Below are 25,409 nucleotides of genomic sequence, written 5' to 3'. Positions count from 1 at the left end.
GATCGGGCGGAAGGTTTTGGTTACTTTGCCCGCAAAGTGACTCGCCCGGGAGGGCGAAACCGAAAACATCAACAAAAACGCGGCAATCCGGAACAAACACCTGAAACACCAACCCAGTATTGCCACTCCGGTATCAAACCAGCCGCGCCCCATAAACCGCAGGCAATAAAAAACCCGCCGATTAAGGCGGGTTTTTCGATTTGGTCGGAGAGACAGGATTCGAACCTGCGACCTTCTCGTCCCGAACGAGACGCGCTACCAAGCTGCGCTACACTCCGAATGTGGTCGGTATTCTACCGAAAAACTTTTACCGCACAAGGGGTTAGCCTGAAAATTTTCTACGCGCCTGCTACCTGACGATGCCTCTGGGTGTCGGGCCTGCGTGGCAGGCCCTGTACCTGGATCAGAGTTCCTTGACGGTGCGCACCTGATCCTTGTTGATCGTCGCGCGTTTGCCGTCGAGTTGCTCGAATTCGTAGAAGCCGGTTTCGTCGTCGTAATCGGGCGTGTCCACGGTCTGGATTTCGCGACCGTCGTTGAGGGTGATCACCGAGGGCGTGGAGCAGCCAGCGAGTGTGGCAAGTCCGAGAGCGAGGAACAGGGCGGGGAGGGTCCGTTGAGTCATGTTTTGTCTCCTTGGATCATACGGGTGCTTACCCGGCTTCAGACGTGGCAAAACCATCCAAGTTCCCAGCATAGCTGAGCTTTTCAAAGACTTTCGAGCATCTCGGGCGTGTTGACATTGGCCAGTCTGGGGTCGCCCACGGGGCAGTCGAGCGCCACTGCCGCGTGCTGCATGAACCAGCGCTGCGGGCTGCGCTGGCCCTCGCGCCAGGCCTGTTCGAGGTCGCCCTTGAGGCAGGTCGGCAGCAGGCACAGCAAGGGCTCCCAGTACTGCCCCTGGCGCACCACCACCGGGTGCTCGCCGGCGCGCGCCAGCAAGCCGTCGAGCAGGGCGCGATCCACCAGCGGCGCATCGCAGGGCAGCACCAGAAGCTGGGAATGGCGTGCGCTGGCCAGCCCCGCGCGGATGCCGGCCAGCGGGCCCTGGTAATCGTTGTCGTCATCCGTGACCAGGCGGTCCGCGAAGGCGGCGTAGGCGTCCAGGTTGCGGTTGCAGGAGATGATCAGGTCATCGCTGAGCGGGCGCACCTTTTCGTGCATCCAGGCGATCAGGGGGCGACCCTGCCAATGCAGCAGGCCCTTGTCGCGCCCGCCCATGCGCTGTCCGCGTCCGCCGGCCAGCAACAATACCGAGCACTTCGGAGGAGCAGGGTGTGGCAGGGTCATGGGCAGTCTCGTCGTGGTGGGCTGTGATATAACACCGGCCATTGTCTACCAATTGGAAGCCTGCCATGAAGCACAAAGCGGATGCGCTATTCGTGCCGTTGAACATCGCCGTCCTTACCGTCAGCGATACCCGCACTCTGGAAACCGATACATCAGGACAATTGCTGGTCGAGCGCCTGAGCGAGGCCGGGCACAACCTGGCCGACCGTGCCCTGCTCAAGGACGATCTTTACAAGATACGCGCCAAGGTGGCGACCTGGATCGCTGAGGATCAGGTGCAGGTGGTGCTGATCACCGGCGGCACTGGCTTCACCGGGCGTGACAGCACACCGGAGGCCGTGGCCTGCCTGCTGGACAAGCAGGTCGATGGCTTCGGCGAACTGTTCCGGCAGATTTCCCTGGCCGATATCGGCACCTCGACCGTGCAATCGCGCGCACTGGCGGGCATGGCCAATGGCACTCTGGTGTGCTGCCTGCCGGGTTCGACCAATGCCTGCCGCACTGCCTGGGACGGCATTCTCGCCGAGCAACTGGATGCCCGTCATCGCCCCTGCAACTTCGTGCCGCACCTGAAAGCGGCGGCTGCCTGCGAGAGCCGTGGATGAAGGGTTGTGATCAACCGGGGCTGATGGCGCTGGAGGCCGCCCAGGCGCGCCTGCTGGAACTGGCTACGGAAACGACGGTGGCTGAAAGCGAGTCGCTGCCGCTGGAGCAGGCCGATGGCCGTGTGCTCGCCACGGCGCTGATCGCCGGCCTCGATCTGCCGCCCTGGGCCAACAGTGCCATGGACGGTTATGCCCTGCGCCTGGCCGACTGGCAGGGCGAGGCGTTGCCGATCAGTCAGCGTATCCAGGCAGGCTCTGCGCCTGATGCGCTGACGCCTGGCACCTGTGCGCGGATCTTCACCGGCGCGCCCTTGCCGGCTGGCGCCGATACCGTGGAGATGCAGGAGAACGTCGAGCTGGACGAGGCCGGGCGTGTGCGTTTCCAGCAGGCCCTGCGCCCGGGCCAGAACGTGCGCCCGCAAGGGCAGGAAACCCGTGTCGGTGACTGCGTACTGCCGGCTGGCACGCGCCTGGGGTCGGTGGAGTTGGGCCTGGCCGCCTCCCTCGGGGTCGCCACGCTTGAAGTACGGCGGCGCCTGAAAGTGGCGGTGCTGTCCACCGGCGACGAGCTGGTCGAGCCGGGCCAGCCACTTGGGGCGGGGCAGATCTACAACAGTAACCGCCGCCTGCTGATCGCCTGGCTGCAGCGCCTGGGCTGCGAGGTGGTCGATGGCGGTATCCTGCCGGACGACCTGGCGCTGACGCGCCAGGCGCTGGCAGACCTGGCCCGGGTCGATCTGATTCTGTCCACTGGCGGCGTCTCGGTCGGTGAGGCCGACTATCTCGGTGTCGCCCTGCGCGAGGCGGGTGAGCTGACGCTGTGGAAGCTGGCGATCAAGCCGGGCAAGCCGCTAACCTTCGGCCACTACCAGGGCGTGCCGGTGATCGGCCTGCCGGGCAACCCGGCCTCCACCCTGGTGACCTTCGGTCTGCTGGCGCGGCCCTATCTGCTGCGGCGCATGGGTGTGCAGCGGGTCGAGCCGCTGGCGTTCGAGATGCCGGCCGGTTTCGTCTGGAACAAGGCAGGCAAGCGCCGTGAGTACCTGCGTGCGCGTATCGAGGCGGGCCGTGTGGTGCCCTATGCCAACCAGAGCTCCGGTGTGCTGCTCAGTGCGGCCTGGGCCGAAGGCCTGGCCGAGGTGCTGGAAGGGCGCACCCTGGGCGAAGGTGATCGCCTGCGTTTCATTCCCCTGAGCGAGATCCTGAGCTGATGGAATCTGCATTGTTGCGCGTGGCCGAGGCCCTCATGGCGGCCCGGCGCGTGCTGTTCGTCACCGGCGCCGGGCTCTCGGCCGATTCCGGCTTGCCCACCTATCGCGGTCTGGGTGGGTTGTACAACGGCCAAACCGATGAGGGCATGCCCATCGAGGCCGCGCTGTCCGGCCCGATGCTGCAGCGCGACCCGGCGCTGTGCTGGAAATATCTGGCCGAGCTGGGTCGTGCCTGCCTGGGGGCTGCGCCCAATGCCGGGCATTTCGCCATTGCCGAGCTGCAGCGACGGATACCGGAGTGCTGGGTGCTGACGCAGAACATCGATGGCTACCATCGCCAGGCCGGCAGCCCGGCAGAGCGTCTGATCGAGATTCATGGCGAGATTGCGCCGTTGTATTGCCTGTCCTGCGGCGCCGAGGATGCTGAACTGCTGGCGCATCTGCAGCGACCCCTGCCGCCGCGTTGTGGTCAGTGCGGGGGTGTGTTGCGTCCGCCGGTGGTGCTGTTCGAGGAGATGCTGCCGGAGTCGGCCATTGGCACCCTGTACGCCGAGCTGCGCCAGGGCTTCGACGTGGTACTCAGCGTCGGCACCAGCTCCAGCTTTCCTTATATAGTCGAGCCGGTGCTGCGTACGCGCGAGCGCGGCGGGCTGACGGTGGAGATCAATCCGACCGTCACCTATCTCAGCGGCAGGGTGGATATTCGGCTGGTTGGGCGGGCCTTAGATGTGTTGCCGAAACTACTGGGTCACATTTGCGGCGATAGAATTTGCAAATAGCCGCGATAGAAGGCATAGTCGCGCACTAACCCAGTTTCCCTCGACACGGTCGTGCCCATGCTAAAACGCTTCGCACCCCTCGTGCCCCTTGCACTCACGGTCTTTCTCGCTGCCTGCGCCGGTCATCAGCCGCAGTCGCAGGACAGCGATGCGCTAGCCACTCAGGCACCTCTTCCGTCTCGTCCGGTCGCGCATCTGGACGAGGAGATCAGCGACGAAGAAGCCGCTGCCAGCCTCAATGAAAAACCCTACGAAATGCCGCAACTGGCCGACAGCCTGCTCGAACTCGGGCGTTCGCTGATCGGTACGCGTTACCGCTATGGCGGCACCTCGGTGCAGTCCGGTTTCGATTGCAGTGGTTTCGTCGGCTACCTGTTCCGCGAGGAACTGGGCATGCAACTGCCGCGCTCGACCCGTGAGCTGATCAAGCTGGATGCGCCCAAGGTGGCGCGCTCCGAGCTGGAGCCGGGTGATCTGATCCTGTTCAACGATCGCGGTCGTGGTCGTGTCAGCCATGCCGGTATCTATATCGGTGACGATCAGTTCATCCATTCCAGCAGCCGCCGCAGTGGCGGCGTGCGCATCGACAGCCTCGACGACAGCTACTGGAAGCGCAGCTACCTGCAGGCCAAGCGCGTACTCGCCCTGGCGCCCCAGGAAGGGATGCCCAAGCAGCATCCTTGACGCATTCGGCGCAGCCGCAGGGTTGCGCCGTTCGTCGCGAGCCGGCAGAGTAGGGCGCATTCCGGCTCAGGATCGTCTCGCCAATGCCCGCCATCACCCGCATCGCCCTGTTCGCTGTCCTCGCCTTGCTGGGTGCCTGCAGCAGCCAGGCGCCGGTGCCGCAACCCGTCTACACGCCAACCCCTGCCATCGGCAATGTCCAGGGCGGCGCCGATGACGTGCTGTTCCGCGCCCTGGGTCTGGTCGGCACGCCCTATCGCTATGGCGGCAATACCCCGGAAGGCGGTTTCGATTGCAGTGGCCTGATCGGCTATGTGTACCGCGACGCCGCCGGCATCAGCCTGCCACGCTCGACCCGCGAACTCAGCGCCATGCGCACCCCCAGCATCGGGCGCAACGCATTACGCAGCGGTGATCTGTTGTTCTTCGCCACCAGTGGCGGCGGTGTCGTCAGCCATGCCGGTATCTACGTCGGCGAGGGGCGCTTCGTGCATGCGCCGTCCACGGGCGGCACCGTGCGCCTGGACAGCCTGGACAATCGCTATTGGAACAAGACCTACCTGAGCGCCAAGCGCGTGATCACCCCTGATCTGGCGCACAATCCCTGAGGCCGATTACGGCACGTCACTGATGCTCGATGCGGTTGCGCCCGGCGTGCTTGGCGCGGTACAGCGCCACATCGCTGCGGGTCAGCGCGGCTTCTGCCGTGTGATCCTCGCTGCTTAGTGCCGCCACGCCGATGCTGGTGGTCAGCGCAATGGGCTGCTCACCTTGGAGCAGAGGTGCAGTCGACAGCTCCTGCTGGATACGTCGAGCGAACTGCAGGGCATCTTCGAGGTTGGCGTCGTTGAGCAGCACGGTGAACTCCTCGCCGCCGATACGGCCGGCGATATCGCCTTGGCGCAGGTGCTTACGCAGTATCTCGGTGAAATGGCGCAGGGCCTGATCGCCGACCGCGTGGCCCCAGGTGTCGTTGATTCGCTTGAAGTGATCGAGGTCGAACATCAGCAGCGCGGCTCGCCGCGCAAGCGAGCGGCGCAGGCGCGCCAGTTCGGCGTCCAGTTGGCGAATGAAGTGGCGGCGGTTGGCCAGTTGGGTCAGCGAGTCGGTGGTGGCCAGCAGATTCAGTTCGGCTTCGATGTTCTTGCGTGCGGTGATATCGGTGACGAAACCGTGCCAGAGTACGCTGCCATCGGCCTGTGGCGTGGGCCGGGCAGCGCCCATGCGCCAGGCGATTTCACCGCTGCTGTGACGAATGCGGTATTCCAGGTGCCAGGGGCTGAGCGCCTGGGACGCCTTGCTCAATGACTTCAGGTAGAGGCTCAGGTCGTCCGGGTGGATCAGTGCCTGCACCTTGTCCGGCGCTGCGCATAGTTCGGCAGGCGATAGCCCATAGATCTCCTGCGCGCCGGCGCTGACGTAGGTGAAGTGACCGCTGCCTGTGGTCTGCGCATGGTACTGGAAGACCATGCCGGGTATCTCGTTGCTCAACGCGCTCATCATCTCGGCGCTTTGTTGCAAGCGTTCTGCCAGGCCACGCAGGGCGCTGATATCGGTGGTGGTGCCGACCATGCGCAGAGGCGTGCCGTCGGTGTCGCGTTCGACCACCTTGCCGCAGCTACGCACCCAGCCATAGTGGCCGTCGCGGTGGCGGATGCGGTGTTCCACTTGGTACTTGGCGCTGCGTTGCTGCAGATGATCGGCGATGGCGCGCTGCACGCCCGGTAGGTCGTCGGGGTGGACGCGGGCATAGCTGTCCTGGATGTCGTCGCCGATCTCGTCGTCCGCGTAGCCGAGCAGGGCCTTCCAGCGCGTCGAGTAGTGAATCCTGCCGCTGCGCAGGTCGCGGTCCCAGATGCCGGTGTCGCTGCCATCGATGGCCAGGCTCATGCGCTGTTCACTCAGGCGCAGGCTGTGCAGCTCCAGGCTCTGTGCCAGCAGATTTTCCAGGCTGGCCTGGAGATCCGCCAGGCTGGCGTCGTCCAGATTGGCGGGTGGTTGGCGATGGAGCAGACACAGCAGGGCCTGGTCACCCAGCAGCGGCAACAGGGTAAGGCTTTGCAGTCCGTGTGCAGTTTGCAGTGAATGCCAGTCGGAGGCTGCTGGCAGCTCGCTGAAGGCGAGGCTGTGTCTGGTGGCTGGCCAGGCATTGAGGCCCAGGCGGATATTGCCGTCGATGGTCTGACCGACGCAGGCGCTGATCCGCTCCTGAGTGGGCGGCCCTTCGATGAGCAGAGCGCCGTCCGCGCCGGTCTGGGCGCAGGCCAGACGTAACAGCGGCAGGCAGGCCTGGGCGAAAGGGCGTGGCCGCGATTCGGGGGTGTCCGGGGACTGCATGGGCTTCACGCTCCTGAGATAAATCGTGCTCTGTTCGCCCTTCGGCGATCTGCAACCAGATGCGTGTCGTAAAAGAGTTTAGGGGTTGTTGCCGCATCGTGCCATCACAGGCATCGGGCCTGTCCGGGCGGGCCGTTGAGGGTGCCTGATCGATTTCGTGAACTGCGTCATATGCGATGCTGGCAAAGTGCCTGTCGCCTGTTTAGAATCGCCATGCTTGCAGGATGCACTCCCCAGGGTTTCGTCGTAAGCCCCCGGCCATGGAAGACTCGATATCGCATGCCTTCGTTCCAACCCACTCCCAACGCTTTTCCCTTCGCCAGCTCTGGTCAGTCGGCATTCGCCGAAAGGCCGTTTTTCTTTGCATGAGGTTCGTATGAACAAGCCCCTTATCGGCAGCCTTGCGGCGCTGCTGATGTTGCTCGGCGGTTGCGCCACGGAGCAGTCGCGTACCCTGGAGGTCGCCAAGGTCAATACCGCCCAGGTGTCCTACGCTGGGCCGCGCAGCCCGATTTCCGTCGGCAAGTTCGACAATCGTTCCAGCTACATGCGCGGCATCTTCACCGACAGCGTCGACCGCCTCGGCGGGCAGGCCAAGACCATCCTGATCACGCACCTGCAACAGTCCAATCGCTTCAATGTGCTCGACCGCGACAACCTGGCCGAGCTGCAGCAGGAGTCCGGTTTTTCCAAGCAGGCGCAGCAGGTGCGTGGTGCCAACTACGTGGTCACCGGTGATGTCACCGAGTTCGGTCGCAAGGAAGTCGGCGATCACCAGTTGTTCGGCATTCTCGGCCGTGGCAAGCAGCAGATCGCCTACGCCAAGGTCAACCTCAACATCGTCGACGTGAAAACCTCCGAAGTGGTGTTCTCCTCCCAGGGCGCTGGTGAATACAGCCTGTCCAACCGCGAGATCGTCGGTTTCGGTGGCACCGCCAGCTACGACTCCACCCTCAATGGCAAGGTGCTCGACCTGGCCATCCGCGAGGCGGTGAACAACCTGGTCAATGGCGTCGACAGTGGCGCATGGAATCCAACCAAGTAAAAGGAACTTCGCAAGCATGACAATTGCACGCAGATTGGCCGTTTTCTCCGGGATGTTAGTACTCGGCGTGCTGGGTGGCTGTACCAGTGGCCCGCAGCCCCTGTACTACTGGGATGGTTACCAGCAGCAGGTCTACCAACGCTTCGACAACCAGAGCAGCACCGAGGAGCAGATCGCCGCGCTGGAAGCCAGCGTGCAGAAGGCACGCGCTAGCGATCGCGCACTGCCGCCGGGCTTCCATGCCCATCTGGGCATGCTCTATGCCGATGTCGGCAAGCTCGACCAGGTGCGCCAGGAGTTCGAGACCGAAAAGGCCCTGTACCCCGAGTCCGCCACTTATATGGACTTTCTGATGCGGAAATTCGACCAATGAAGACGATCTTTTCCTTCGCTGCACTGAAAGCCGCCGCGCTGCTGGCCTGCCTGGCCATCCTCGGCGGCTGTGCTGCACCCAAGTCCTACGACTACAGCGCTTTCCTGGAAAGCAAGCCGGCGTCGATCCTGGTGTTGCCGCCGGTGAACCAGTCGCCGGACGTCAAGGCGTCCTACAGCTTCTATTCGCAGGTCACCCTGCCGCTCAGCGAGGCCGGTTATTACGTGATGCCGGTGGCTGTCGTGGACGAGACCTTCAAGCAGAACGGCCTGATGAATGCCGAGGAGGTTCGCCAGGCCTCGCCGCAGAAGCTGCGCGAGATCTTCGGTGCCGACAGCGTGCTGTATCTGGATGTCACCGAATACGGCAGCAGCTACAAGATCATCGCCAGCGAAGTGGCGGTGACCGCCACCGCCAAGCTGGTGGATCTGCGTAACGGCAAGCTGCTCTGGGAAGGCACCGCGCGCGCCAGCAGTGCCGAACAGCAGCAGAACAACGGCGGTGGCCTGGTTGGCATGCTGGTGGTGGCGCTGATCGATCAGGTGGTGAATACCTTGAGTGATCGCGGCCATGAAATCGCCGGTATCACCAGCTTCCGCCTGCTTTCCAGCAACATGCACAACGGCATCCTGCCGGGGCCGCGTGCGCGCCCGGATGCGGCGCGCTGAACCGAGCGTTGACGCACGGGACGCCCTGGCTCTAACCTGCGCGCCTTGCTTCAGGTGCCCCGCGCCGTCATCCGTGACGGTGCCGGGGTGAAACAGGGAAGCCGGTGCTCAAGCCGGCGCTGCCCCCGCAACGGTAGGTGAGTCGAACGCCGCAACAGACCCTAGGCACGGGAAGGCGCGGCGTCGAGCCATTGGCTTCGCTCACGAGCCCGGAGACCGGCCTGTAGCAGTTTCACGGCAGCGCGGAGGGCGTTGACCGGCCTGTGCCCCCGCCCGTGCGGGGGCGCTTGCGTTCCTGCCTCCGCCTGCCCGCCATGAAATGCCCGGATCAGTGATGGAGGATTCGCCCTTGCCAGCTTCCCTGACTGTTACCTTGCCGCGCCGCCCCTCGTTCGGGCAGGGCGAGGCGGGCGTCTGACCAAGAGGAGCACGGCATGAGCGAGTCGGCCGCACGCGATGCCCGCCACAAGGCGCGCATGCAGCGCAAGAAAGCCCTGATCGACGAAAAGATCGCCCAGGCCCAGGACGAGTACGGCCTGCTGCTGGTGCACAGCGGCAATGGCAAGGGCAAGAGCAGCAGCGCCTTCGGCATGGTCGCGCGGGCCCTCGGCCATGGCCTCAAGGTCGGCGTGGTGCAGTTCATCAAGGGCGCCGCCAGCACCGGCGAAGAGGCCTTCTTCCGGCGTTTTCCCGAAGAGGTCAGCTACCACGTGATGGGCGAGGGCTTCACCTGGGAAACCCAGGATCGCCAGCGCGATATCGCCAAGGCGCAGCAGGCCTGGGCCATGGCCCGTGAGCTGCTGAACGATGAAGCCATCGGCCTGGTGGTGCTGGACGAGCTGAACATCGCCCTCAAGCACGGTTACCTGGAGCTGGACGCGGTGCTGGCCGATATCGAGGCGCGGCCGCTGTTGCAGCATGTGGTGGTGACCGGGCGCGGCGCCTTGCCGGGCATGATCGAGGCCGCCGACACGGTCACCGACATGAGCCTGGTCAAGCATGCGTTCAAGGCTGGGGTGAAGGCGCAGAAGGGTATCGAATACTGATGAGTTCGCATCACTGCCCGGCCCTGTTGATCGCCGCGCCGGCCTCCGGCCAGGGCAAGACCACCGTGACTGCCGCCCTGGCGCGCTTGCACAGGCGCCAGGGGCGACGGGTGCGGGTATTCAAGTGCGGCCCGGACTTTCTCGACCCGATGATCCACGCCCGTGCCAGTGGTGCGCCGGTGTACCAGCTCGACCTGGCCATGGTCGGCGAAGCGGAGAGTCGTCGCCTGCTGTGGCAGGCCGCCGGCGAGGCCGACCTCATCCTGATCGAGGGGGTGATGGGGTTGTTCGACGGCAAACCCTCGGCGGCCGACCTGGCCCGGCATTTCGGCGTGCCGGTGCTGGGCGTGATCGACGGTGCGGCCATGGCCCAGACCTTCGGTGCGCTGGCGCATGGCCTGGCCACCTTCCAGCCCGATCTGCCCTTTGCCGGGGTGCTCGGCAACCGGGTGGCCAGCAATCGCCATGGCGATATTCTGCGTGATGCCTTGCCGGCCACTATCCGCTGGTTCGGCGCCTTGCCACGCAGCGCTGCGGTGGAACTGCCCAGCCGCCATCTGGGACTGGTGCAAGCGGCGGAGCTGGCCGACCTGGATGCGCGCCTGGACGCCGCCGCCGATGCCCTGGCGGCCAGCGCCGACGTCGATCTGCCGGCGCCTGTCAGCTTCGCCGCGCCGCCGCAGGAAGCGCCGCCAGTGCCGCTGCTGGCCGGCGTACGTATCGGGGTGGCGCGTGATGCCGCCTTCGCCTTCCTCTATCAGGCCAATCTCGATCTGCTGCAGGCCCTTGGCGCCGAGCTGCAGTATTTCTCACCATTGCTCGACAGCCAGTTGCCGGACGTGGACAGCCTCTACCTGCCCGGTGGCTACCCCGAGCTGTACCTGGCCGAGCTGGAAGGCAACCAGGCCATGGCCAGGGCGATTCGTGCCCATCACCAGGCGGGCAAGCCGTTGCTGGCCGAGTGCGGCGGCATGCTCTACCTGCTCGATGAGCTGCGCGACAAGCAAGGCGTCAGCGGCCAGATGCTCGGCCTGCTCAGCGGCAACGCGGCGCTACAGCCCCGGCTGACCGCCCTGGCCTTGCAGGAAGTGACGCTGCCGGAAGGCAAGCTGCGTGGGCACAGCTATCATCATTCGCGGCTGGACAGTTCCCTGGCGCCCCTTGCCCTGGGCCGATGCCCGAATGGCAAGGCGGTGGCCGAGGCGGTGTATCGCCTGGGGCGGCTGACCGCCAGCTATATCCATTTCTACCTACCGTCGAACCCGGAGGCAGCCGCCGCGCTGTTACAGCCATGACCGATAAGGCCTTCACGCCCGAGGAACGCGCGGCGGTTTACCGCGCCATTGCCGAACGCCGCGACATGCGCCATTTTGCAGGGGGGCAGGTGCCCGCCGAGGTGTTGGCGCGTCTGCTGGAAGCCGCGCATCACGCCCCTAGTGTGGGGCTGATGCAACCCTGGCGCTTTATGCGCATCAGTGATCGCCACCTGCGTGAAGAGATCCATGCCCTGGTGGAGGCCGAGCGGGTGCAAACCGCCGAGGCACTGGGCGAACGCAGTGACGAATTCATGCAACTCAAGGTCGAGGGCATTCGCGACTGCGCCGAGCTGCTCGCCGTGGCGCTGATGGAGGGCCGCGAAGCGCATGTCTTCGGCCGGCGCACCTTGCCGGAAATGGACATGGCCTCGGTGGCCTGCGCCATCCAGAACCTGTGGCTGGCGGCGCGTGCCGAAGGCCTGGGGCTGGGTTGGGTGTCGCTGTTCGACCCCGAGGCACTGGCCGCACTGCTGGGCATGCCCGCTGGCAGCAAGCCGGTGGCCTTGCTCTGCCTGGGGCCAGTGCATGCCTTCTACCAGAAGCCGATGCTGGAGGAGGAGGGCTGGGCCACGCCGAGACCGCTGGCCGAGTTGCTGTTCGAGAACCGCTGGGGCGTGCAGGGTGAGTGAGCGATGAGCCTGGCGCTGATCACCTGCGCCGGTGTGGCCCTGGACGCCGCGCTGGGCGAGCCCAGGCGCGGCCACCCGCTGGTGGCCTTCGGGCTGCTGGCCGAGCGCCTGGAGCAGCGCTTCAACCCGGCGGGTGGCGGCTGGCGCAGCCACGGCGTGAGCGCCTGGTGCCTGGCGGTGCTGCCGCTGACCCTGCTGACCTGGCTGCTGACCCAGGTCAGTGCGCTGAACTGGGCGGTGGAGATCGTCGCCCTGTATTTCGCCCTGGGCCTGCGCAGCCTGTACGAACACGCGCAGCCGGTGGCCCAGGCGCTGCGCCTGGGCGATCTGCCGCTGGCCCGCGAGCGGGTTGGCTGGATGGTCAGCCGCAACACGGCCGAGCTGGATGCCTCCGGCGTGGCTCGCGCCGGCACCGAGTCGGTGCTGGAGAATGGCTCCGATGCGGTGTTCGCCGCCTTGTTCTGGTTCGTCGTCGCCGGTGCGCCGGGGGTGGTGCTGTACCGCTTGAGCAACACCCTGGACGCCATGTGGGGCTATCGCAACGAGCGCTTCGAGCGCTTCGGCTGGGCCGCGGCGAAGATCGACGATGCCCTCAATTATCTGCCGGCGCGCCTGGTGGCGCTGACCTATGCCCTGCTCGGGCGAACCGCCCTGGCCCTGCGCTGCTGGCGCCGCCAGGCGCCGTTGTGGGACAGCCCCAATGCCGGCCCGGTCATGGCGGCGGGTGCTGGCAGCCTGGGGGTGAGCCTGGGGGGCGCGGCGGAATATCACGGCGAACTGCACCAGCGCCCGCAACTGGGCGAAGGCCCGGCGCCGCAGGCGCGGGATATCGAGCGGGCGATGAACCTGGTGATCGCGGGTGTGGCGCTGTGGTTGGTCTGTCTGCTGCTCTGGGAGGTCTGGATTGCTTGAGCATGGAGGGCGGCTGCGCGCAGCGGCGCAGCGTTACGGCATCGCCCTGGAGGATTGGCTGGATCTGTCCACCGGCGTTGCCCCCTATGGCTGGACGCTGCCCACGGTGCCCGCCGAGGCCTGGGCACGGCTACCGGAAGTCGAGGATGGTCTGGAGGCGGCGGCGCGCGATTACTACGGCGCCGCCAGCCTGCTGCCAGTCGCCGGCTCGCAGGCCGCCATCCAGGCCTTACCGCGCCTGCGCACGGCTTGCAGCGTGGGCATCGTTGCCCCCACCTATGCCGAACATGAGGCGGCCTGGCGCAACGAGGGGCATCGCGTGCTGACCCTCAGCGAAGGCGCCGTGCCGCGCGCGCTGCCGCAGCTCGACGTGCTGTTGCTGGTCAACCCGAACAACCCGACGGGCCGCCTGATCGAGCCCCTGCGCCTGCTCGACTGGCACGACCAACTGGCCGAGCGGGGCGGCTGGCTGGTGGTGGACGAAGCCTTCATGGATTGCGCACCCGAGCACAGTCTGGCCGCCTACAGCGACCTGCCGGGGCTGATCGTGCTGCGCTCGTTCGGCAAGTTCTTCGGTCTGGCCGGGCTGCGCCTGGGCTTCGTCCTCGCCGCGCAGGCCTTGCTCGAAGAGCTGCAGGCGTTGCTCGGCCCCTGGGCCGTCAGTGGCCCGGCACGGCATGTCGCGCGTCATCTGCTGGTCGATGGCGCTGGCCAGCATCGCCAGCGTCAGCGCCTGCTGGCCGACGGCGCGCGCCTGGCGGCCGTGCTGCGTGACAACGGCCTGCCGCCGACTGGCGGCTCGGCGTTGTTCCAGTTCTGCTGCACCCGGCGTGCGATACCCTGCGCCGAGCTGTTGGCACGGCGTGGCATTCTCGTGAGGCTGTTCGCCGAGCTGGACAGCCTGCGCTTCGGCCTGCCCGCCGACGAGGCCGGTTGGCAGCGCCTGGAGCAGGGGCTGCAGGTCTGCGCGCCGATCCTGGCGAGTATCGAGGAGACGTCCTGATGCCCACCCTGATGGTGCAGGGCACCACTTCGGACGCGGGCAAGAGCACCCTGGTGACGGCGCTGTGCCGCTGGCTGCAGCGCCAGGGCGTGTCGGTGGCACCGTTCAAGCCACAGAACATGGCACTCAACTCGGCGGTGACCGCCGAGGGTGGCGAGATCGGCCGCGCCCAGGCGGTACAGGCGCAGGCCGCCGGGCTGGCGCCGCACACCGACATGAACCCGGTGCTGCTCAAACCCAATAGCGAGATGGGCGCCCAGGTGATCATCCACGGCCGCGCCATCGGCAACATGCAGGCGTTGACCTATCACGGCTACAAGCCGGTGGCCATGGCGGCGGTGCTGGAATCCCACGCGCGTCTGCTGGAGCGCTACGGCCTGGTAGTGGTGGAGGGCGCCGGCTCGCCGGCGGAGATCAACCTGCGCGCTGGCGATATCGCCAACATGGGCTTCGCCGAGGCGGTGGACTGCCCGGTGATCCTGATAGCCGATATCGACAAGGGCGGCGTGTTCGCTCATCTGGTGGGCACCCTGGAGCTGCTCAGCCCCAGCGAGCAGGCACGCATCCAGGGTTTCGTGATCAACCGTTTCCGAGGTGATATCGCCCTGCTCGAGCCAGGGCTGGAATGGCTGGAGCAGCGCACTGGCAAGCCGGTGCTCGGCGTGTTGCCCTATCTGATGGATTTTCACCTGGAAGCCGAGGACGCCGTCGACACCCGCCAGCAGGCCAAGGACGCCCAGGCCTTGCGCGTGGTGGTGCCGGTGCTGCCGCGCATCAGCAACCACACCGATTTCGACCCGCTGCGCCTGCACCCGCAGGTGCAGTTGAGTTTCGTCAAGGCGGGGCAGGCCATCCCGCCCGCCGATCTGATCATCCTGCCTGGCTCCAAGAGCGTGCGTGCCGACCTGGCGCACCTGCGCGAGCAGGGCTGGGACAAGGCCATCACCCGCCACCTGCGCTACGGCGGCAAGCTGCTGGGCATCTGCGGCGGTTTGCAGATGCTCGGCCGGCAGATTCATGACCCGCACGGCCTGGAAGGCGCTGCCGGCAGCAGCGAGGGCCTTGGCCTGCTGGATTTCACCACGCTGCTGGAGCCGGAGAAGCAACTGCGCAACGTGCGTGGCCGGCTCTGTCTGGAGCAGGCAGAGGTGGCAGGCTACGAGATTCACGCCGGGGTCAGCCAGGGGCCGGGGCTCAATGGCGCCGTGCAACTGCAGGATGGGCGCAGCGATGGTGGCCTGAGCGGCGATGGCCAGGTGCTTGGCACCTACCTGCACGGTTTGTTCGAGCAGCCTTCGGCATGCGCCGCGCTGCTGCGCTGGGCCGGCCTCGATGAGGTGCGCAGCGTGGATTACCAGGCGCTGCGCGAAAGGGATATTGAGCGCCTGGCCGACCAAGTGGAGCTGCATCTGGATACCGAGCGGCTCAGAATGCTTTGTGGCCTATAGGAACGAGCTCGGCTCGCGAAGCTTTTACCCTCCGGCGGCATGAGCAGAGCTCGTGCCTGTCGGCAGCAACGAATGTGGATTGAATCATGCTTGAACTGATCCTCGGCGGCGCCCGCTCTGGCAAGAGCCGGCTGGCCGAGCAACGGGCCGGCGAGTCGGGGCTGGAGGTGGTCTATATCGCCACCAGCCAGGCGCTCGACGGCGAAATGAATGCCCGTGTCGCTCAACACCGGGCGCGGCGCCCGGCACACTGGGGGCTGGTGGAAGAACCACTGGCGCTGGCTCGCGTGCTGCGCGAGCAGGCCACGACAGGGCGTTGCCTGCTGGTGGACTGCCTGACCCTGTGGCTGACCAATCTGCTGATGCTGGACGACGCCCAGCGTTTGGAAACTGAACGTGATGCCTTGCTTGCCTGCATTACCGAGCTGCCAGGGCGTATTCTGCTGGTCAGCAACGAGACCGGTCTGGGTGTGGTGCCGCTGGGTGAATTGACGCGCCGTTATGTCGATGAGGCCGGCTGGTTGCACCAGGCCCTGGCCGAGCGCAGCCAGCGCGTGCTGTTCACCGTCGCCGGCCTGCCCATGCTGCTCAAGGGAGACAGCCTATGAAGTTGCAATGGTGGCAAGGGCCTTGCCAACCACTGGATCATGTCGCCCGCAACAAGGCCGAAGCGCGCCAGCGGCAACTGACCAAACCGGCGGGCTCCCTCGGTTGCCTGGAACATCTGGCCGTGCAACTGGCGGCGCTGCAGGGTCGCGAACGACCGAGCCTGGAGGCGCTGAGCATCACCGTGTTCGCCGGCGATCATGGCGTGGTGGCCGAGGGCGTTTCCGCCTATCCGCAAGCGGTGACTGCGCAGATGCTGGCCAACTTCGTCAGCGGCGGGGCGGCCATCAGCGTGCTGGCGCGTGCCCTGGATGCGCGCCTGGAGCTGATCGACCTGGGCACCGCCGAACCCTTGCCCCCAATGCCGGGGGTGCGCCACCTGCATGTCGGCGCCGGTACGCAGAACTTCCTGCATGGCCCGGCGATGACCCTGGCCCAGGTGCTGATCTGCCTGGCGGCCGGGCGCAATAGCGTGCAGCGTGCCCGTGCCGCCGAGTGCGACCTGTTCATCGGTGGCGAAATGGGGATCGGCAATACCACGGCGGCCACGGCACTGGCCTGCTGGTTGCTGGATTGCCCCGCCAGCGATCTGGTGGGGCCGGGAACCGGCCTGGATGCCGCCGGTATGGCGCACAAGGCGCGCGTCATCGAGGCGGCGCTGAACCTGCATGGCGAACGCATCGACACCCCACTGGAGGCGCTGATTTATCTGGGCGGCTTCGAGATTGCGGCGCTGACGGGCGCATACCTGGCGGCGGCTCAGGAGGGCGTGGCGATACTGGTCGATGGCTTCATCTGCAGCGTCGCCGCCTTGCTGGCGGTACGCATGAATCCGGCCTGCCGCGACTGGCTGCTGTTCGCCCACCATGGCGCCGAGCCTGGCCATGTGCGGGTGTTGCAGGCATTGCAGGCACAGCCGCTGCTGGAGCTGGGCCTGCGTCTGGGCGAGGGCAGTGGCGCAGCCCTGGCCGTGCCGCTGCTGCGCATGGCCTGCCGCCTGCACGCACAGATGGCCACCTTTGCCGAGGCGGCCGTGGCGCAGAGACCCGTCTGATGCTGCATCTGGAACTCTTGCGGCACGGCGAGACCGAGCAGGGCGGTGGCCTGCGCGGCAGCCTGGACGATGCCCTGACCGAGCAGGGCTGGGCGCAACTGCGTAGCGCCGTGCAGAGCGCCGGCCCCTGGCAGCGCCTGATCAGCTCGCCGCTGCAGCGTTGCGCGCGTTTCGCCGAGGAAGTGGCAGCGGCGCATGGCCTGCCGCTGCATTACGAACCCGCTCTGCAGGAGCTGCATTTCGGTGACTGGGAGGGGCGCAGCGCCGCCTCGCTGATGGACACCGATGCCGAAGCCCTGGGGCATTTCTGGGCTGACCCCTACGCCTTCACACCGCCCAATGGCGAGCCCCTGCTGGCGTTCGAGGCGCGGGTGCTCGCCGCCGTGCAGCGTCTGCAGCAGGCCCATGACGGCGAATGCCTGCTGCTGATCACCCATGGCGGGGTGATGCGCCTGTTGCTGGCGCGTGCGCGCGGCCTGCCACGGCAGGATCTTTTGCAGGTCAACGTCGGCTATGCCCAGCGCTTTCGCCTGCAGCTCGAGGCCGATGGCCAACTGACGGAGCTGCCATGACGGCCCTGCTGATCGCCTTGCAGTTTCTCACCCGCCTGCCGATCACCCTGCCGGGCATGCCCAGTCCGGAACAGATGGGGCGCTCGCTGCTGTGGTATCCCACGGTCGGGCTGCTGCTCGGTGCGCTGCTGTGGGCGGCGCACCTGCTGCTGGTCCAGGTGCCTGCGATGTTGCAGGCGGCGATCATTCTGACCTTGTGGGTGGGCCTTAGCGGTGGGCTGCATCTGGATGGCCTGGCCGACACGGCCGATGCCTGGGTCGGTGGCTTCGGCGACCGCGAGCGCACCCTGAGCATCATGAAGGATCCGCGCAGCGGCCCCATCGCCATCGTCGTGCTGGTGTTGCTGTTGCTGCTCAAGTTCGCTGCTTTGGTGACGTTGCTGCAAGCCGGGCAGGGCCTCTACCTGCTGCTGTTGCCCTGGGTGGGGCGCAGCCTGCTGCCATTGCTGCTGGCGAGCACGCCTTACGTGCGCGCCGGTGGTCTGGGCCAGGCGTTGGTCGAGCATCTGCCGCGCCGGCAACTGCCCTGGGTGCTGGGCGGGCATGCCCTGGCCATGCTGCTGCTGGGCTGGAGTGCGGCGCTTGCTCTGGGCATGGCGCTGCTGTTGTTTTTCTGGCTGCGCCGGGCCCTGTTGCAGCGTCTGGGTGGCACCACGGGCGATACCGCAGGTGCGCTGGTGGAGTTGGCCGAATCCGTGGTGGTGTTGACCTTGGCGCTCTACTGGAGCGCTTGAGAACATCTGTATCGGCGCAGTCCTCAGCAACTGTATTTGCCCTGCAAGGGGGCGCCAGGCTATACCTGCCCGTTGATTCCGGAGAACACGACAATGACCCATACTTGGCGTTCATCCACCTGGCTGTTGCTCGGCGCTTCGCTGATCCTCGCGCTGTCGCTCGGCACCCGCCATGGCTTTGGCCTGTTCCTGCCGCCGATGAGCGCCGAGTTCGGCTGGGGGCGTGAGGTGTTCGCCTTCGCCATCGCCCTGCAGAACCTGGTCTGGGGCCTGGCGCAACCTGTCACTGGCGCACTGGCCGATCGCTTCGGCGCGCGCAAGGCGATCATCGTCGGTGGCGTGCTCTATGTCCTCGGGCTGGTGTGCATGGGCATGGCCAACTCGCCGCTGTCGCTGTCGCTGAGTGCCGGCCTGCTGATCGGCATTGGCCTGTCCGGTACCTCGTTCTCGGTGATTCTCGGTGTGGTCGGCCGCGCCGTGCCGGTGGAGAAGCGCAGCATGGCCATGGGCATCGCCGCGGCGGCTGGCTCCTTCGGCCAGTTCGTCATGTTGCCGGGCTCGCTCGGATTGATCGGCTGGCTGGGCTGGTCCTCGGCGCTGCTGGCGCTGGGGCTGCTGGTGGCGCTGATCCTGCCGTTGGCGGCGATGATCAATGAGGCGCCTGCACCAGTCAGTAACCTGCCGCAGCAGACCTTGCTCGAAGCCCTGCGCGAGGCGGCCGGGCACTCCGGCTTCTGGCTGCTGGCGCTGGGCTTTTTCGTCTGCGGTTTTCAGGTGGTGTTCGTCGCCGTGCACCTGCCGGCCTATCTGGTCGACCATCACCTGCCGGCAATCACCGGCACCACGGTGCTGGCGCTGGTGGGGCTGTTCAACATCTTCGGCACCTACATCGCCGGCTGGCTCGGCGGGCGCATGGCCAAACCGCGGCTGCTCAGCGCCCTGTATCTGCTGCGGGGGGTGGTGATCACGCTGTTTCTGCTGGCGCCGCTGACGCAATGGAGCGCCTACCTGTTCGGCATCGCCATGGGCTTGCTGTGGCTCTCCACCGTGCCGCTGACCAACGGCACCGTGGCCACCCTGTTCGGTGTGCGCAACCTGTCGATGCTGGGCGGCATCGTCTTTCTCTTCCACCAGATCGGTTCCTTCCTCGGTGGCTGGCTGGGTGGCTATCTGTATGACCACACCGGCAGCTACGACCTGGTGTGGCAGATCTCCATCGGCCTGAGCCTGATGGCCGCCGCGCTCAACTGGCCAGTGCGCGAGGTGCCGGTGGCGCGTCTGCAGGGGGCGCCGGCGTGAAACGCCGGGCGCTGACATTCGCTGCGCTGGCGGCGGGCCTCGGCCTGCTGCTGGCGCTGGCGTGGTGGGGCTGGCATCAGGGCGGTCTGGCGCTGCTGCAACTGGGTGTTGGTATCTGTTAGTTGCCGGAACGCCGAGCTGCGGGTAGCGTGACGATATCGCGTCATCGCCCGAGGTCACCGTCATGCCGTTTCGTCGTCTTGCCTGCTCCCTGTTGCTGTCCTGCCTGGCACTGCCAGCGTTGGCCAGCGAGTGCCCGGCCATGCTCCAGGGGGAGCTGCCCAAACTGCGCGCCAAGGGTGCCAGCGTCGATCTCTGCCAGTTCGCCGGCAAGCCACTGGTGGTGGTCAATACCGCCAGCTTCTGTGGCTTCACCCCACAGTTCAAGGGGCTCGAGGCGCTGTACCAGCGCTACAAGGGGCAGGGCCTGGAGGTACTGGGCGTGCCGTCCGACGATTTCCGTCAGGAGTCGGACGACAGCAAGGAGACGGCCACCGTCTGCTACGTCAATTACGGCGTGACCTTCACCATGACCGAACCGCAGCCGGTGTCGGGCGACGATGCCATCCCCCTGTTCAAGGGCCTGGCCGAGCAGAGCCGGGTGCCGCGCTGGAACTTCTTCAAGTACGTGGTCGACCGCCAAGGCAAGGTGGTGGCGAGCTTTTCCAGCCTGACCAAGCCGGATGATCCGGACTTGATCAAGGCGGTGGAACAGGCGATTGCCAGCCAGCCTTGAGTTTGTTTTAGGCGGTTGGAGTGAGCTTGATACTGGGCTGGCAGGTTTGTGTGATCTTGTTGGCCTGTATTGGTGTGCTGGACGCCGCCTTGGGTATGTCCAGATATTCCGGGTTTCGCCCCCTCGGGCGACTCACTTTTCTTTGAAGTGCGCAAAGAAAAGTAAGCAAAAGAAACGCACCCCCGCCATCCGGGTCTCGCTTCGCTCGACTCCCCTCACTCCGGCACTGCTCCGGGGTCGGCTTACAAGGGCCGTCCCTGGCCCTTTAAGCCTCTCGCGGCATCCATGCCGCTCGCCCCCTGCGCAATGCCTGCGTTCGGCCTCCTGAAGGGGGAGTTAGCGCGCCTGAACGTACATCGGTTCCGGGCATGCCCGGCGTGTTCTGGTAGCTATGGAGCCGAGATTTGGCTGTCGAATTAAACCAATAGTTTCATTCGCGGGCGTACCGGGACGCCGGCCGCTCGGAAGCAGTACGCCGTTGGTGGGAGTATTGAATGTAGGTTGTGGTGCCGAACTGGGCATGGCCCGGCGGACTGTTCGCTGGCGCTCCTGAGTCCGCCCTACGGCTGACCCATGTTCAAGCACTCCACGCTAATTCTGGGTTACCTCGGGTTCAGGCGCGTGCAGAGCCCGCCCAGGAGGGTGAGCGGAATCGTCGTGGAAGAGGTTGAGCGACATGGATGTCGCGAAAGCCGCGATGGGCCAGGGATGGCCCACCGCGGCGGGCCTCTGGAACGACGATGGAGTGAGCGAACCCTGGCGAAGCCAGGGCCGGATGATCGGGCGGAGGGTTTTGGTTACTTTTACCCTACAAAAGTGACTCGCCCGGGAGGGCGAAACCAGAAACATCAGCAAAAACGCGGCAATGCGGAACAAACACCCAACAAGCAACAAGCACTTACACAAACTTGCAGTCCAGTATCACACCCGGCCGCACCCGAAAAAACAAAAAGAAGGCCCGCATTGCGCGGGCCTTCGTGTTCGAGCGGCTATCAGAACCTGTAGGTCAACGACGCCCCCAGGCCATGAGCGCTGTTCTTGTAGCTGGCGTTGTAGCTGCCACGGCTGGCGCTGCTGCGGTTGACGTCAACCGACTCTTCCTTCAGGTAGGAATAGGCCACGTCGATGGTCATGTCCGGATTCGGGCTCCAGCCAGCGCCCAGGCTGAAGATGCGCCGGTCACCGGAGGGCACGCGCGGCGAGCGGTCGGTGTTGTTGATCGGCGATTGATCCACGGCGATACCGGTACGCAGCGTCCACTGCGGGTTGACCTTGTAGGCCAGACCGATGGCGTGGGCCCAGGTATCGTGCCAGTTCTGTTCCTCGACAATGGTGTTGAGGTTGGCCGGCAGGGTGCTGGCCTCGTTCTCCACGCGGATTTCCTTGAAGCGGCTCCAGCGTGTCCAGGTGCTGCCGGCGTAGAGCGTCCAGGCATCGTCGAACTGATGGGTGATGGACATGTCCACCGACTCGGGGGTGGTGAGGTCGAGGTTGGCGTCGTACTTGCCGGCGATACCGAGCAGGGCGGGCGCTTCCACCTTGGTGTCACCTTCGAGTTCGTACTTGACCCGCGAACGGTAAGTCACGCCGACCCGGGTGCGTGGGCTGAATTCGTAGAGCACGCCGGCGTTGAAGCCGACGGCGGTGTCGTCGCCCTTGACCTTGACCTTGCCGTCGCCCAGCGGGGTGAACAGCGACGAGGTCAGTTCACCCTCGATATGGTTGAAGGTGGGGCCGAAGCCGACCGATAGCTGATCGTTGAAACGATAGCTGAGGGTGGGCTGCACGGTGATCACTCGCACATAGCTCTTGTCCGACTGGTAGCGGCCCTGGAAGCCGCTCTCGTAATCGGTCATCAGGCCGAAAGGTGCGTAGACGCCCAGGCCGAAGGCAACCTTGTCGTCCAGCGGCTTGACGTAGTAGCCCATGGGCACGCCGGTGTTCGGCACCATGTCACCATCGTTGCTGCCATTGATGGCCCCACCCAGGGGATTTCTACCGCTGGCGTCGCTGATATCGCTCTTGGCGTGGATGACGGCGGCACCGAAGTTGATCTCGTCACGTTTGATGCGGGACATGCCGGCCGGGTTGCCGAAGACCGTGCTGGCATCGTCGGCCGCCGATGAGCGACCGGCGAAGGCGGTACCCATGGAGCTGATGCTCTGTTCGTTGAGTGCAAAGCCAGAGGCGAAGCTCTGGCCGGAGATGGCTGCCAGGGCAAGGGCCAGGCTGGTCTTGAGCAGGTGCTTGTTCATTGTCGATTCCTGTGCGAGAGGATAAGGCAGACGTAGGGTCTGTTGCCGTTTCGTCACGAGCCACCTTGTAATGCCAGGGGCGCCATAGCCTGGCGGCGCTCCATAAATGGCATCCGCGAACGAAACGGGAGCGAACCCCAACCTCAGGCTGACTGTCGAGGGACTAGAGAAGTTCCCTCAGTAGAGCGCTTGCCGCCCTGACAGGCGCCCGTTGAGAGGGACGTATCAGGGCGGCAAGGACGATGTGGCCTGATTCGCAGCCACAACCGAAGGTGTCAGTCGCCGGTGGCCACGGGGCGTTGCGGGTCGGTGATCCATTCGCTCCAGGAGCCGGCATAGAGTGGCGCCAGGGGATAGCCAGCCAGGCTCATGGCGAACAGGTTGTGACAGGCCGTGACCCCGGAGCCACAGTAGGCCACCAACCCCTCGAGCGGGCGCTCGCCGCGCAGGGCGTCGAAACGCGCGCGCAACTGTTCGCGGGGCAGGAAGCGGCCATCGCTGCCGAGGTTATCGGTGAAGGCCGCGCACTGCGCACCGGGAATATGCCCGGCCACCGGGTCGAGTGGCTCGACCTCGCCACGAAAGCGTGGCAGGGCGCGGGCATCGAGCAGGGTGAGGTCAGCATCGTGCAGGCGCCGCGCCAGTTGCTCGGCGCTCAGCAGCAGGCTGGGGTCAGGCTGCGCGGCGAAATCGCCGGGCGCGTTCTCCGCACGTTCGGTGGTCAGGGCCAGGCCGGCTTCGCGCCAGGCCTTGAGGCCGCCATCGAGCAGGTAAATGTTGTCACGCTTGCCCAGCCACAGCAGCAGCCACCAGGCGCGGGCGGCGAAGGCACCGGCGCCGTCGTCGTAGAGCACCACCTGGCTATCGGCGCGCAGGCCACAGAGGCGCAGGCGTTCTACCAGCGTGCTGGGATCGGGCAGGGGATGGCGGCCGGTGACGCCTTTGATCACCGGGGCGGAAAGATCCTGCTCCAGGTCGAGGAAATGGGCGCCGGGAATGTGCCCGTCCAGGTAACTGCGGCGACCATAGGTGGGGTCTTCGAGGGCGAAGCGGCAGTCCAGCAGTACCAGGTCGGGGGCGTGCAGGCGCGCGGCCAGCGCCTGTGGTTCGATCAATTGAGCGAGGGACATGAGCGAGTCCTCTGGTCGATGTCTGTTCTGGGCATCATACCGTCAAGTCGAGGTCGAGTACCTTCCTGGTCGGTTTCGCCAATGCTCGCAAAGGCTGCTCAGGCATGCACTTTTATGGGGCTTCATGAGATTTCAGGGTGCGATGGAATACTTTGAAACTATTGTTTTAGAGCGTTAGCGACGCCTTTTTAGCTGAATGCACCAAAAGGATTCATCAAAGCGACATTTTGGTCTGTTTTGGTGCCTTTCTGCCTGCTAGAGTGCCGGCACTTTGTCCGCGTGGCGTCGAGGTGCCGCATGTCGTTGTCCGTCGATTCTTTCCTGTCGCGCCTCAAGCAGCGCGACCCCGACCAGCCCGAGTTCCACCAGGCCGTGGAAGAGGTGGTGCGCAGCCTGTGGCTCTTCCTCGAAGCCAATCCGCGTTACCGTGAGGCTGGCATTCTCGAACGCATGGTCGAGCCGGAGCGCGCCATCCTGTTCCGTGTGCCCTGGGTCGACGATCGTGGCCAGGTGCAGGTCAACCGCGGCTACCGCATCCAGATGAGCAGCGCCATCGGCCCGTACAAGGGCGGCCTGCGCTTCCACTCCTCGGTGAACCTCGGGGTGCTCAAGTTCCTCGCCTTCGAGCAGGTGTTCAAGAACTCCCTGACCTCGCTGCCCATGGGCGGCGGCAAGGGCGGTGCGGACTTCGATCCCAAGGGCAGGAGCGAAGGGGAGGTGATGCGCTTCTGTCAGTCGTTCATGACCGAGCTGTATCGCCATATCGGTGCCGATCTGGACGTGCCGGCCGGCGATATCGGTGTCGGCGGGCGCGAGATCGGCTATCTGTTCGGCCAGTACAAGCGCCTGTCCAACCAGTTCACCTCGGTACTGACCGGCAAGGGCCTGAGCTATGGCGGCAGCCTGATTCGCCCGGAAGCCACCGGTTATGGCTGCGTGTACTTCGCCCAGGAAATGCTCAAGCGCATCGGTCAGGACTTCGAGGGCAAGCGTGTAGCCATTTCCGGTTCCGGCAATGTCGCCCAGTACGCGGCGCGCAAGGTCATGGAGCTGGGCGGGCGGGTGATCTCGCTGTCCGATTCGGAGGGCACCCTGTATGCCGAGGGCGGCCTCAGTGATGAGCAGTGGCAGTATCTGATGGAGCTGAAGAACGTACGGCGCGGCCGTCTGCGCGAGATGGCCGAGCACTATGGCCTGCAGTTCCTCGCCGGCCAGCGCCCCTGGGGCTTGGCCTGCGATATCGCGCTGCCCTGTGCGACGCAGAACGAGCTGGATGGCGAGAACGCCCGCGCATTGCTGAACAGCGGCTGCATCTGCGTCGCCGAAGGCGCCAATATGCCCTCGACCCTGGATGCGGTGGATCTGTTCGTCGAGGCCGGCATCTGCTACGCGCCGGGCAAGGCGTCCAATGCCGGTGGCGTGGCCACCAGTGGCCTGGAAATGAGCCAGAACGCCATGCGCCTGCACTGGAGCGCCGGCGAGGTGGACGAGCGCCTGCACGGCATCATGCAGAACATCCACCACGCCTGCGTGCACCATGGCGAGGAGAATGGCCGCATCAACTACGTCAAGGGCGCCAACATCGCCGGCTTCGTCAAGGTCGCCGATGCCATGCTGGCGCAGGGCGTGGTCTGAGGCGCGAGTTGGCGATAAAAGAAAGCCCCGGCTGTCAGGCTG

The 25,409-nt window shown here is 65.6% G+C and carries 27 protein-coding genes, 1 tRNA gene and 1 riboswitch; of the genes, 22 read left to right on the top strand and 6 right to left on the bottom strand.

Going from position 1 to position 25,409, the window contains the following annotated elements; genetic code table 11:
* Positions 1-201: 201 nt before the first annotated feature.
* The 3 genes from ACSVIK_RS22605 to mobA form a co-directional block, all read right to left on the bottom strand.
* Positions 202-278: transfer RNA gene (locus ACSVIK_RS22605), tRNA-Pro, on the bottom strand.
* A gap of 125 nt (positions 279-403) precedes the next feature.
* Positions 404-625: a YgdI/YgdR family lipoprotein gene (locus ACSVIK_RS22600; protein ID WP_268183456.1), complete on the bottom strand. Its 222-nt coding sequence runs from the start codon at positions 623-625 to the stop codon at positions 404-406.
* An 83-nt stretch (positions 626-708) separates the two neighbouring features.
* Positions 709-1,290 carry a molybdenum cofactor guanylyltransferase MobA gene (gene mobA, locus ACSVIK_RS22595; RefSeq protein WP_442446401.1) on the bottom strand — a complete coding sequence of 194 codons (582 nt, stop codon included), beginning with the start codon at positions 1,288-1,290 and terminating at the stop codon, positions 709-711.
* A gap of 65 nt (positions 1,291-1,355) precedes the next feature.
* On the opposite strand from mobA, the gene moaB reads away from it, so the two are divergent.
* The 5 genes from moaB (at position 1,356) to ACSVIK_RS22570 (ending at position 5,177) form a co-directional block, all read left to right on the top strand.
* Entirely contained in the window at positions 1,356-1,895 is a 540-nt protein-coding gene (gene moaB / locus ACSVIK_RS22590; RefSeq protein WP_442446400.1) for a molybdenum cofactor biosynthesis protein B, read from the top strand.
* A complete protein-coding gene (locus ACSVIK_RS22585) occupies positions 1,892-3,106 on the top strand; it encodes a molybdopterin molybdotransferase MoeA (RefSeq protein ID WP_442446399.1) in 1,215 nt (404 codons plus the stop codon). Before moaB ends, ACSVIK_RS22585 begins: the two co-directional genes overlap by 4 nt.
* On the top strand, positions 3,106-3,885 hold the full coding sequence (locus ACSVIK_RS22580; RefSeq protein WP_442446398.1) for an NAD-dependent deacylase: 780 nt from the start codon (positions 3,106-3,108) through the stop codon (positions 3,883-3,885). Before ACSVIK_RS22585 ends, ACSVIK_RS22580 begins: the two co-directional genes overlap by 1 nt.
* 57 nt (positions 3,886-3,942) lie before the next feature.
* Complete coding sequence (locus ACSVIK_RS22575; RefSeq protein ID WP_442446397.1) at positions 3,943-4,569, top strand: C40 family peptidase; 627 nt, start codon at positions 3,943-3,945, stop codon at positions 4,567-4,569.
* 83 nt (positions 4,570-4,652) lie between these two features.
* On the top strand, positions 4,653-5,177 hold the full coding sequence (locus ACSVIK_RS22570; RefSeq protein WP_442446396.1) for a C40 family peptidase: 525 nt from the start codon (positions 4,653-4,655) through the stop codon (positions 5,175-5,177).
* A gap of 16 nt (positions 5,178-5,193) precedes the next feature.
* Here ACSVIK_RS22570 and ACSVIK_RS22565 read toward each other — a convergent pair whose 3' ends face one another.
* Positions 5,194-6,906 (bottom strand): sensor domain-containing diguanylate cyclase, encoded by a 1,713-nt coding sequence (locus ACSVIK_RS22565; RefSeq protein WP_442446395.1) that lies wholly within the window; start codon positions 6,904-6,906, stop codon positions 5,194-5,196.
* Between the two features lie 376 nt (positions 6,907-7,282).
* Between ACSVIK_RS22565 and ACSVIK_RS22560 the strand changes: the two genes are divergently transcribed.
* The 16 genes from ACSVIK_RS22560 (at position 7,283) to ACSVIK_RS22485 (ending at position 20,347) form a co-directional block, all read left to right on the top strand.
* A complete protein-coding gene (locus ACSVIK_RS22560) occupies positions 7,283-7,951 on the top strand; it encodes a CsgG/HfaB family protein (protein ID WP_442446394.1) in 669 nt (222 codons plus the stop codon).
* Positions 7,952-7,967: 16 nt separating this feature from the next.
* Positions 7,968-8,324, top strand: coding sequence for a DUF4810 domain-containing protein (locus tag ACSVIK_RS22555; RefSeq protein WP_442446393.1), 357 nt, complete (start codon positions 7,968-7,970; stop codon positions 8,322-8,324).
* Positions 8,321-8,992: a DUF799 domain-containing protein gene (locus ACSVIK_RS22550; protein ID WP_442446392.1), complete on the top strand. Its 672-nt coding sequence runs from the start codon at positions 8,321-8,323 to the stop codon at positions 8,990-8,992. The genes ACSVIK_RS22555 and ACSVIK_RS22550 overlap by 4 nt, the downstream gene beginning before the upstream one ends.
* Positions 8,993-9,027: 35 nt before the next feature.
* Positions 9,028-9,231: riboswitch (cobalamin riboswitch) on the top strand.
* A 195-nt stretch (positions 9,232-9,426) separates the two neighbouring features.
* On the top strand, positions 9,427-10,038 hold the full coding sequence (cobO, locus tag ACSVIK_RS22545) for a cob(I)yrinic acid a,c-diamide adenosyltransferase (RefSeq protein ID WP_442446391.1): 612 nt from the start codon (positions 9,427-9,429) through the stop codon (positions 10,036-10,038).
* The gene (locus ACSVIK_RS22540; RefSeq protein WP_442446390.1) at positions 10,038-11,333 is read left to right on the top strand and encodes a cobyrinate a,c-diamide synthase; all 1,296 of its coding nucleotides are present in this window, start codon (positions 10,038-10,040) and stop codon (positions 11,331-11,333) included. The genes cobO and ACSVIK_RS22540 overlap by 1 nt, the downstream gene beginning before the upstream one ends.
* Complete coding sequence (gene bluB / locus ACSVIK_RS22535; RefSeq protein WP_442446389.1) at positions 11,330-11,983, top strand: 5,6-dimethylbenzimidazole synthase; 654 nt, start codon at positions 11,330-11,332, stop codon at positions 11,981-11,983. Before ACSVIK_RS22540 ends, bluB begins: the two co-directional genes overlap by 4 nt.
* A gap of 3 nt (positions 11,984-11,986) precedes the next feature.
* Positions 11,987-12,895, top strand: coding sequence for an adenosylcobinamide-phosphate synthase CbiB (gene cbiB / locus ACSVIK_RS22530; protein WP_442446388.1), 909 nt, complete (start codon positions 11,987-11,989; stop codon positions 12,893-12,895).
* Positions 12,888-13,898, top strand: coding sequence for a threonine-phosphate decarboxylase CobD (gene cobD, locus ACSVIK_RS22525; RefSeq protein WP_442446387.1), 1,011 nt, complete (start codon positions 12,888-12,890; stop codon positions 13,896-13,898). Before cbiB ends, cobD begins: the two co-directional genes overlap by 8 nt.
* Positions 13,898-15,346: a cobyric acid synthase gene (locus tag ACSVIK_RS22520; protein ID WP_442446386.1), complete on the top strand. Its 1,449-nt coding sequence runs from the start codon at positions 13,898-13,900 to the stop codon at positions 15,344-15,346. Before cobD ends, ACSVIK_RS22520 begins: the two co-directional genes overlap by 1 nt.
* A gap of 86 nt (positions 15,347-15,432) precedes the next feature.
* On the top strand, positions 15,433-15,954 hold the full coding sequence (cobU, locus tag ACSVIK_RS22515; RefSeq protein WP_442446385.1) for a bifunctional adenosylcobinamide kinase/adenosylcobinamide-phosphate guanylyltransferase: 522 nt from the start codon (positions 15,433-15,435) through the stop codon (positions 15,952-15,954).
* Positions 15,951-17,006: a nicotinate-nucleotide--dimethylbenzimidazole phosphoribosyltransferase gene (gene cobT, locus ACSVIK_RS22510; RefSeq protein WP_442446384.1), complete on the top strand. Its 1,056-nt coding sequence runs from the start codon at positions 15,951-15,953 to the stop codon at positions 17,004-17,006. Before cobU ends, cobT begins: the two co-directional genes overlap by 4 nt.
* On the top strand, positions 17,003-17,578 hold the full coding sequence (gene cobC / locus ACSVIK_RS22505; protein WP_442446403.1) for an alpha-ribazole phosphatase family protein: 576 nt from the start codon (positions 17,003-17,005) through the stop codon (positions 17,576-17,578). Before cobT ends, cobC begins: the two co-directional genes overlap by 4 nt.
* Positions 17,575-18,312, top strand: a complete 738-nt coding sequence (locus ACSVIK_RS22500; protein WP_442446383.1) for an adenosylcobinamide-GDP ribazoletransferase — start codon at positions 17,575-17,577, stop codon at positions 18,310-18,312. Before cobC ends, ACSVIK_RS22500 begins: the two co-directional genes overlap by 4 nt.
* Positions 18,313-18,405: 93 nt before the next feature.
* Positions 18,406-19,611, top strand: coding sequence for an MFS transporter (locus tag ACSVIK_RS22495; RefSeq protein WP_442446382.1), 1,206 nt, complete (start codon positions 18,406-18,408; stop codon positions 19,609-19,611).
* Positions 19,608-19,733, top strand: coding sequence for a hypothetical protein (locus ACSVIK_RS22490; protein ID WP_442446404.1), 126 nt, complete (start codon positions 19,608-19,610; stop codon positions 19,731-19,733). The genes ACSVIK_RS22495 and ACSVIK_RS22490 overlap by 4 nt, the downstream gene beginning before the upstream one ends.
* A 62-nt stretch (positions 19,734-19,795) precedes the next feature.
* Positions 19,796-20,347: a glutathione peroxidase gene (locus ACSVIK_RS22485; protein ID WP_442446381.1), complete on the top strand. Its 552-nt coding sequence runs from the start codon at positions 19,796-19,798 to the stop codon at positions 20,345-20,347.
* A 992-nt stretch (positions 20,348-21,339) separates the two neighbouring features.
* On the opposite strand, the gene ACSVIK_RS22480 is transcribed toward ACSVIK_RS22485, so the two are convergent.
* The gene (locus ACSVIK_RS22480) at positions 21,340-22,602 is read right to left on the bottom strand and encodes an OmpP1/FadL family transporter (RefSeq protein WP_442446380.1); all 1,263 of its coding nucleotides are present in this window, start codon (positions 22,600-22,602) and stop codon (positions 21,340-21,342) included.
* Between the two features lie 275 nt (positions 22,603-22,877).
* Positions 22,878-23,732, bottom strand: a complete 855-nt coding sequence (locus tag ACSVIK_RS22475) for a sulfurtransferase (protein ID WP_442446379.1) — start codon at positions 23,730-23,732, stop codon at positions 22,878-22,880.
* A gap of 297 nt (positions 23,733-24,029) precedes the next feature.
* Between ACSVIK_RS22475 and gdhA the strand changes: the two genes are divergently transcribed.
* Positions 24,030-25,367 carry an NADP-specific glutamate dehydrogenase gene (gdhA, locus tag ACSVIK_RS22470; protein WP_442446378.1) on the top strand — a complete coding sequence of 446 codons (1,338 nt, stop codon included), beginning with the start codon at positions 24,030-24,032 and terminating at the stop codon, positions 25,365-25,367.
* The last annotated feature ends 42 nt before the right edge of the window (positions 25,368-25,409 follow it).

The organism is Pseudomonas sp. NCHU5216, assembly GCF_052156495.1.
Lineage (GTDB): Bacteria > Pseudomonadota > Gammaproteobacteria > Pseudomonadales > Pseudomonadaceae > Aquipseudomonas.
The sequence above is the reverse complement of the archived record's forward strand: the minus strand, read 5'-3'. Positions and strand labels throughout refer to the sequence as shown.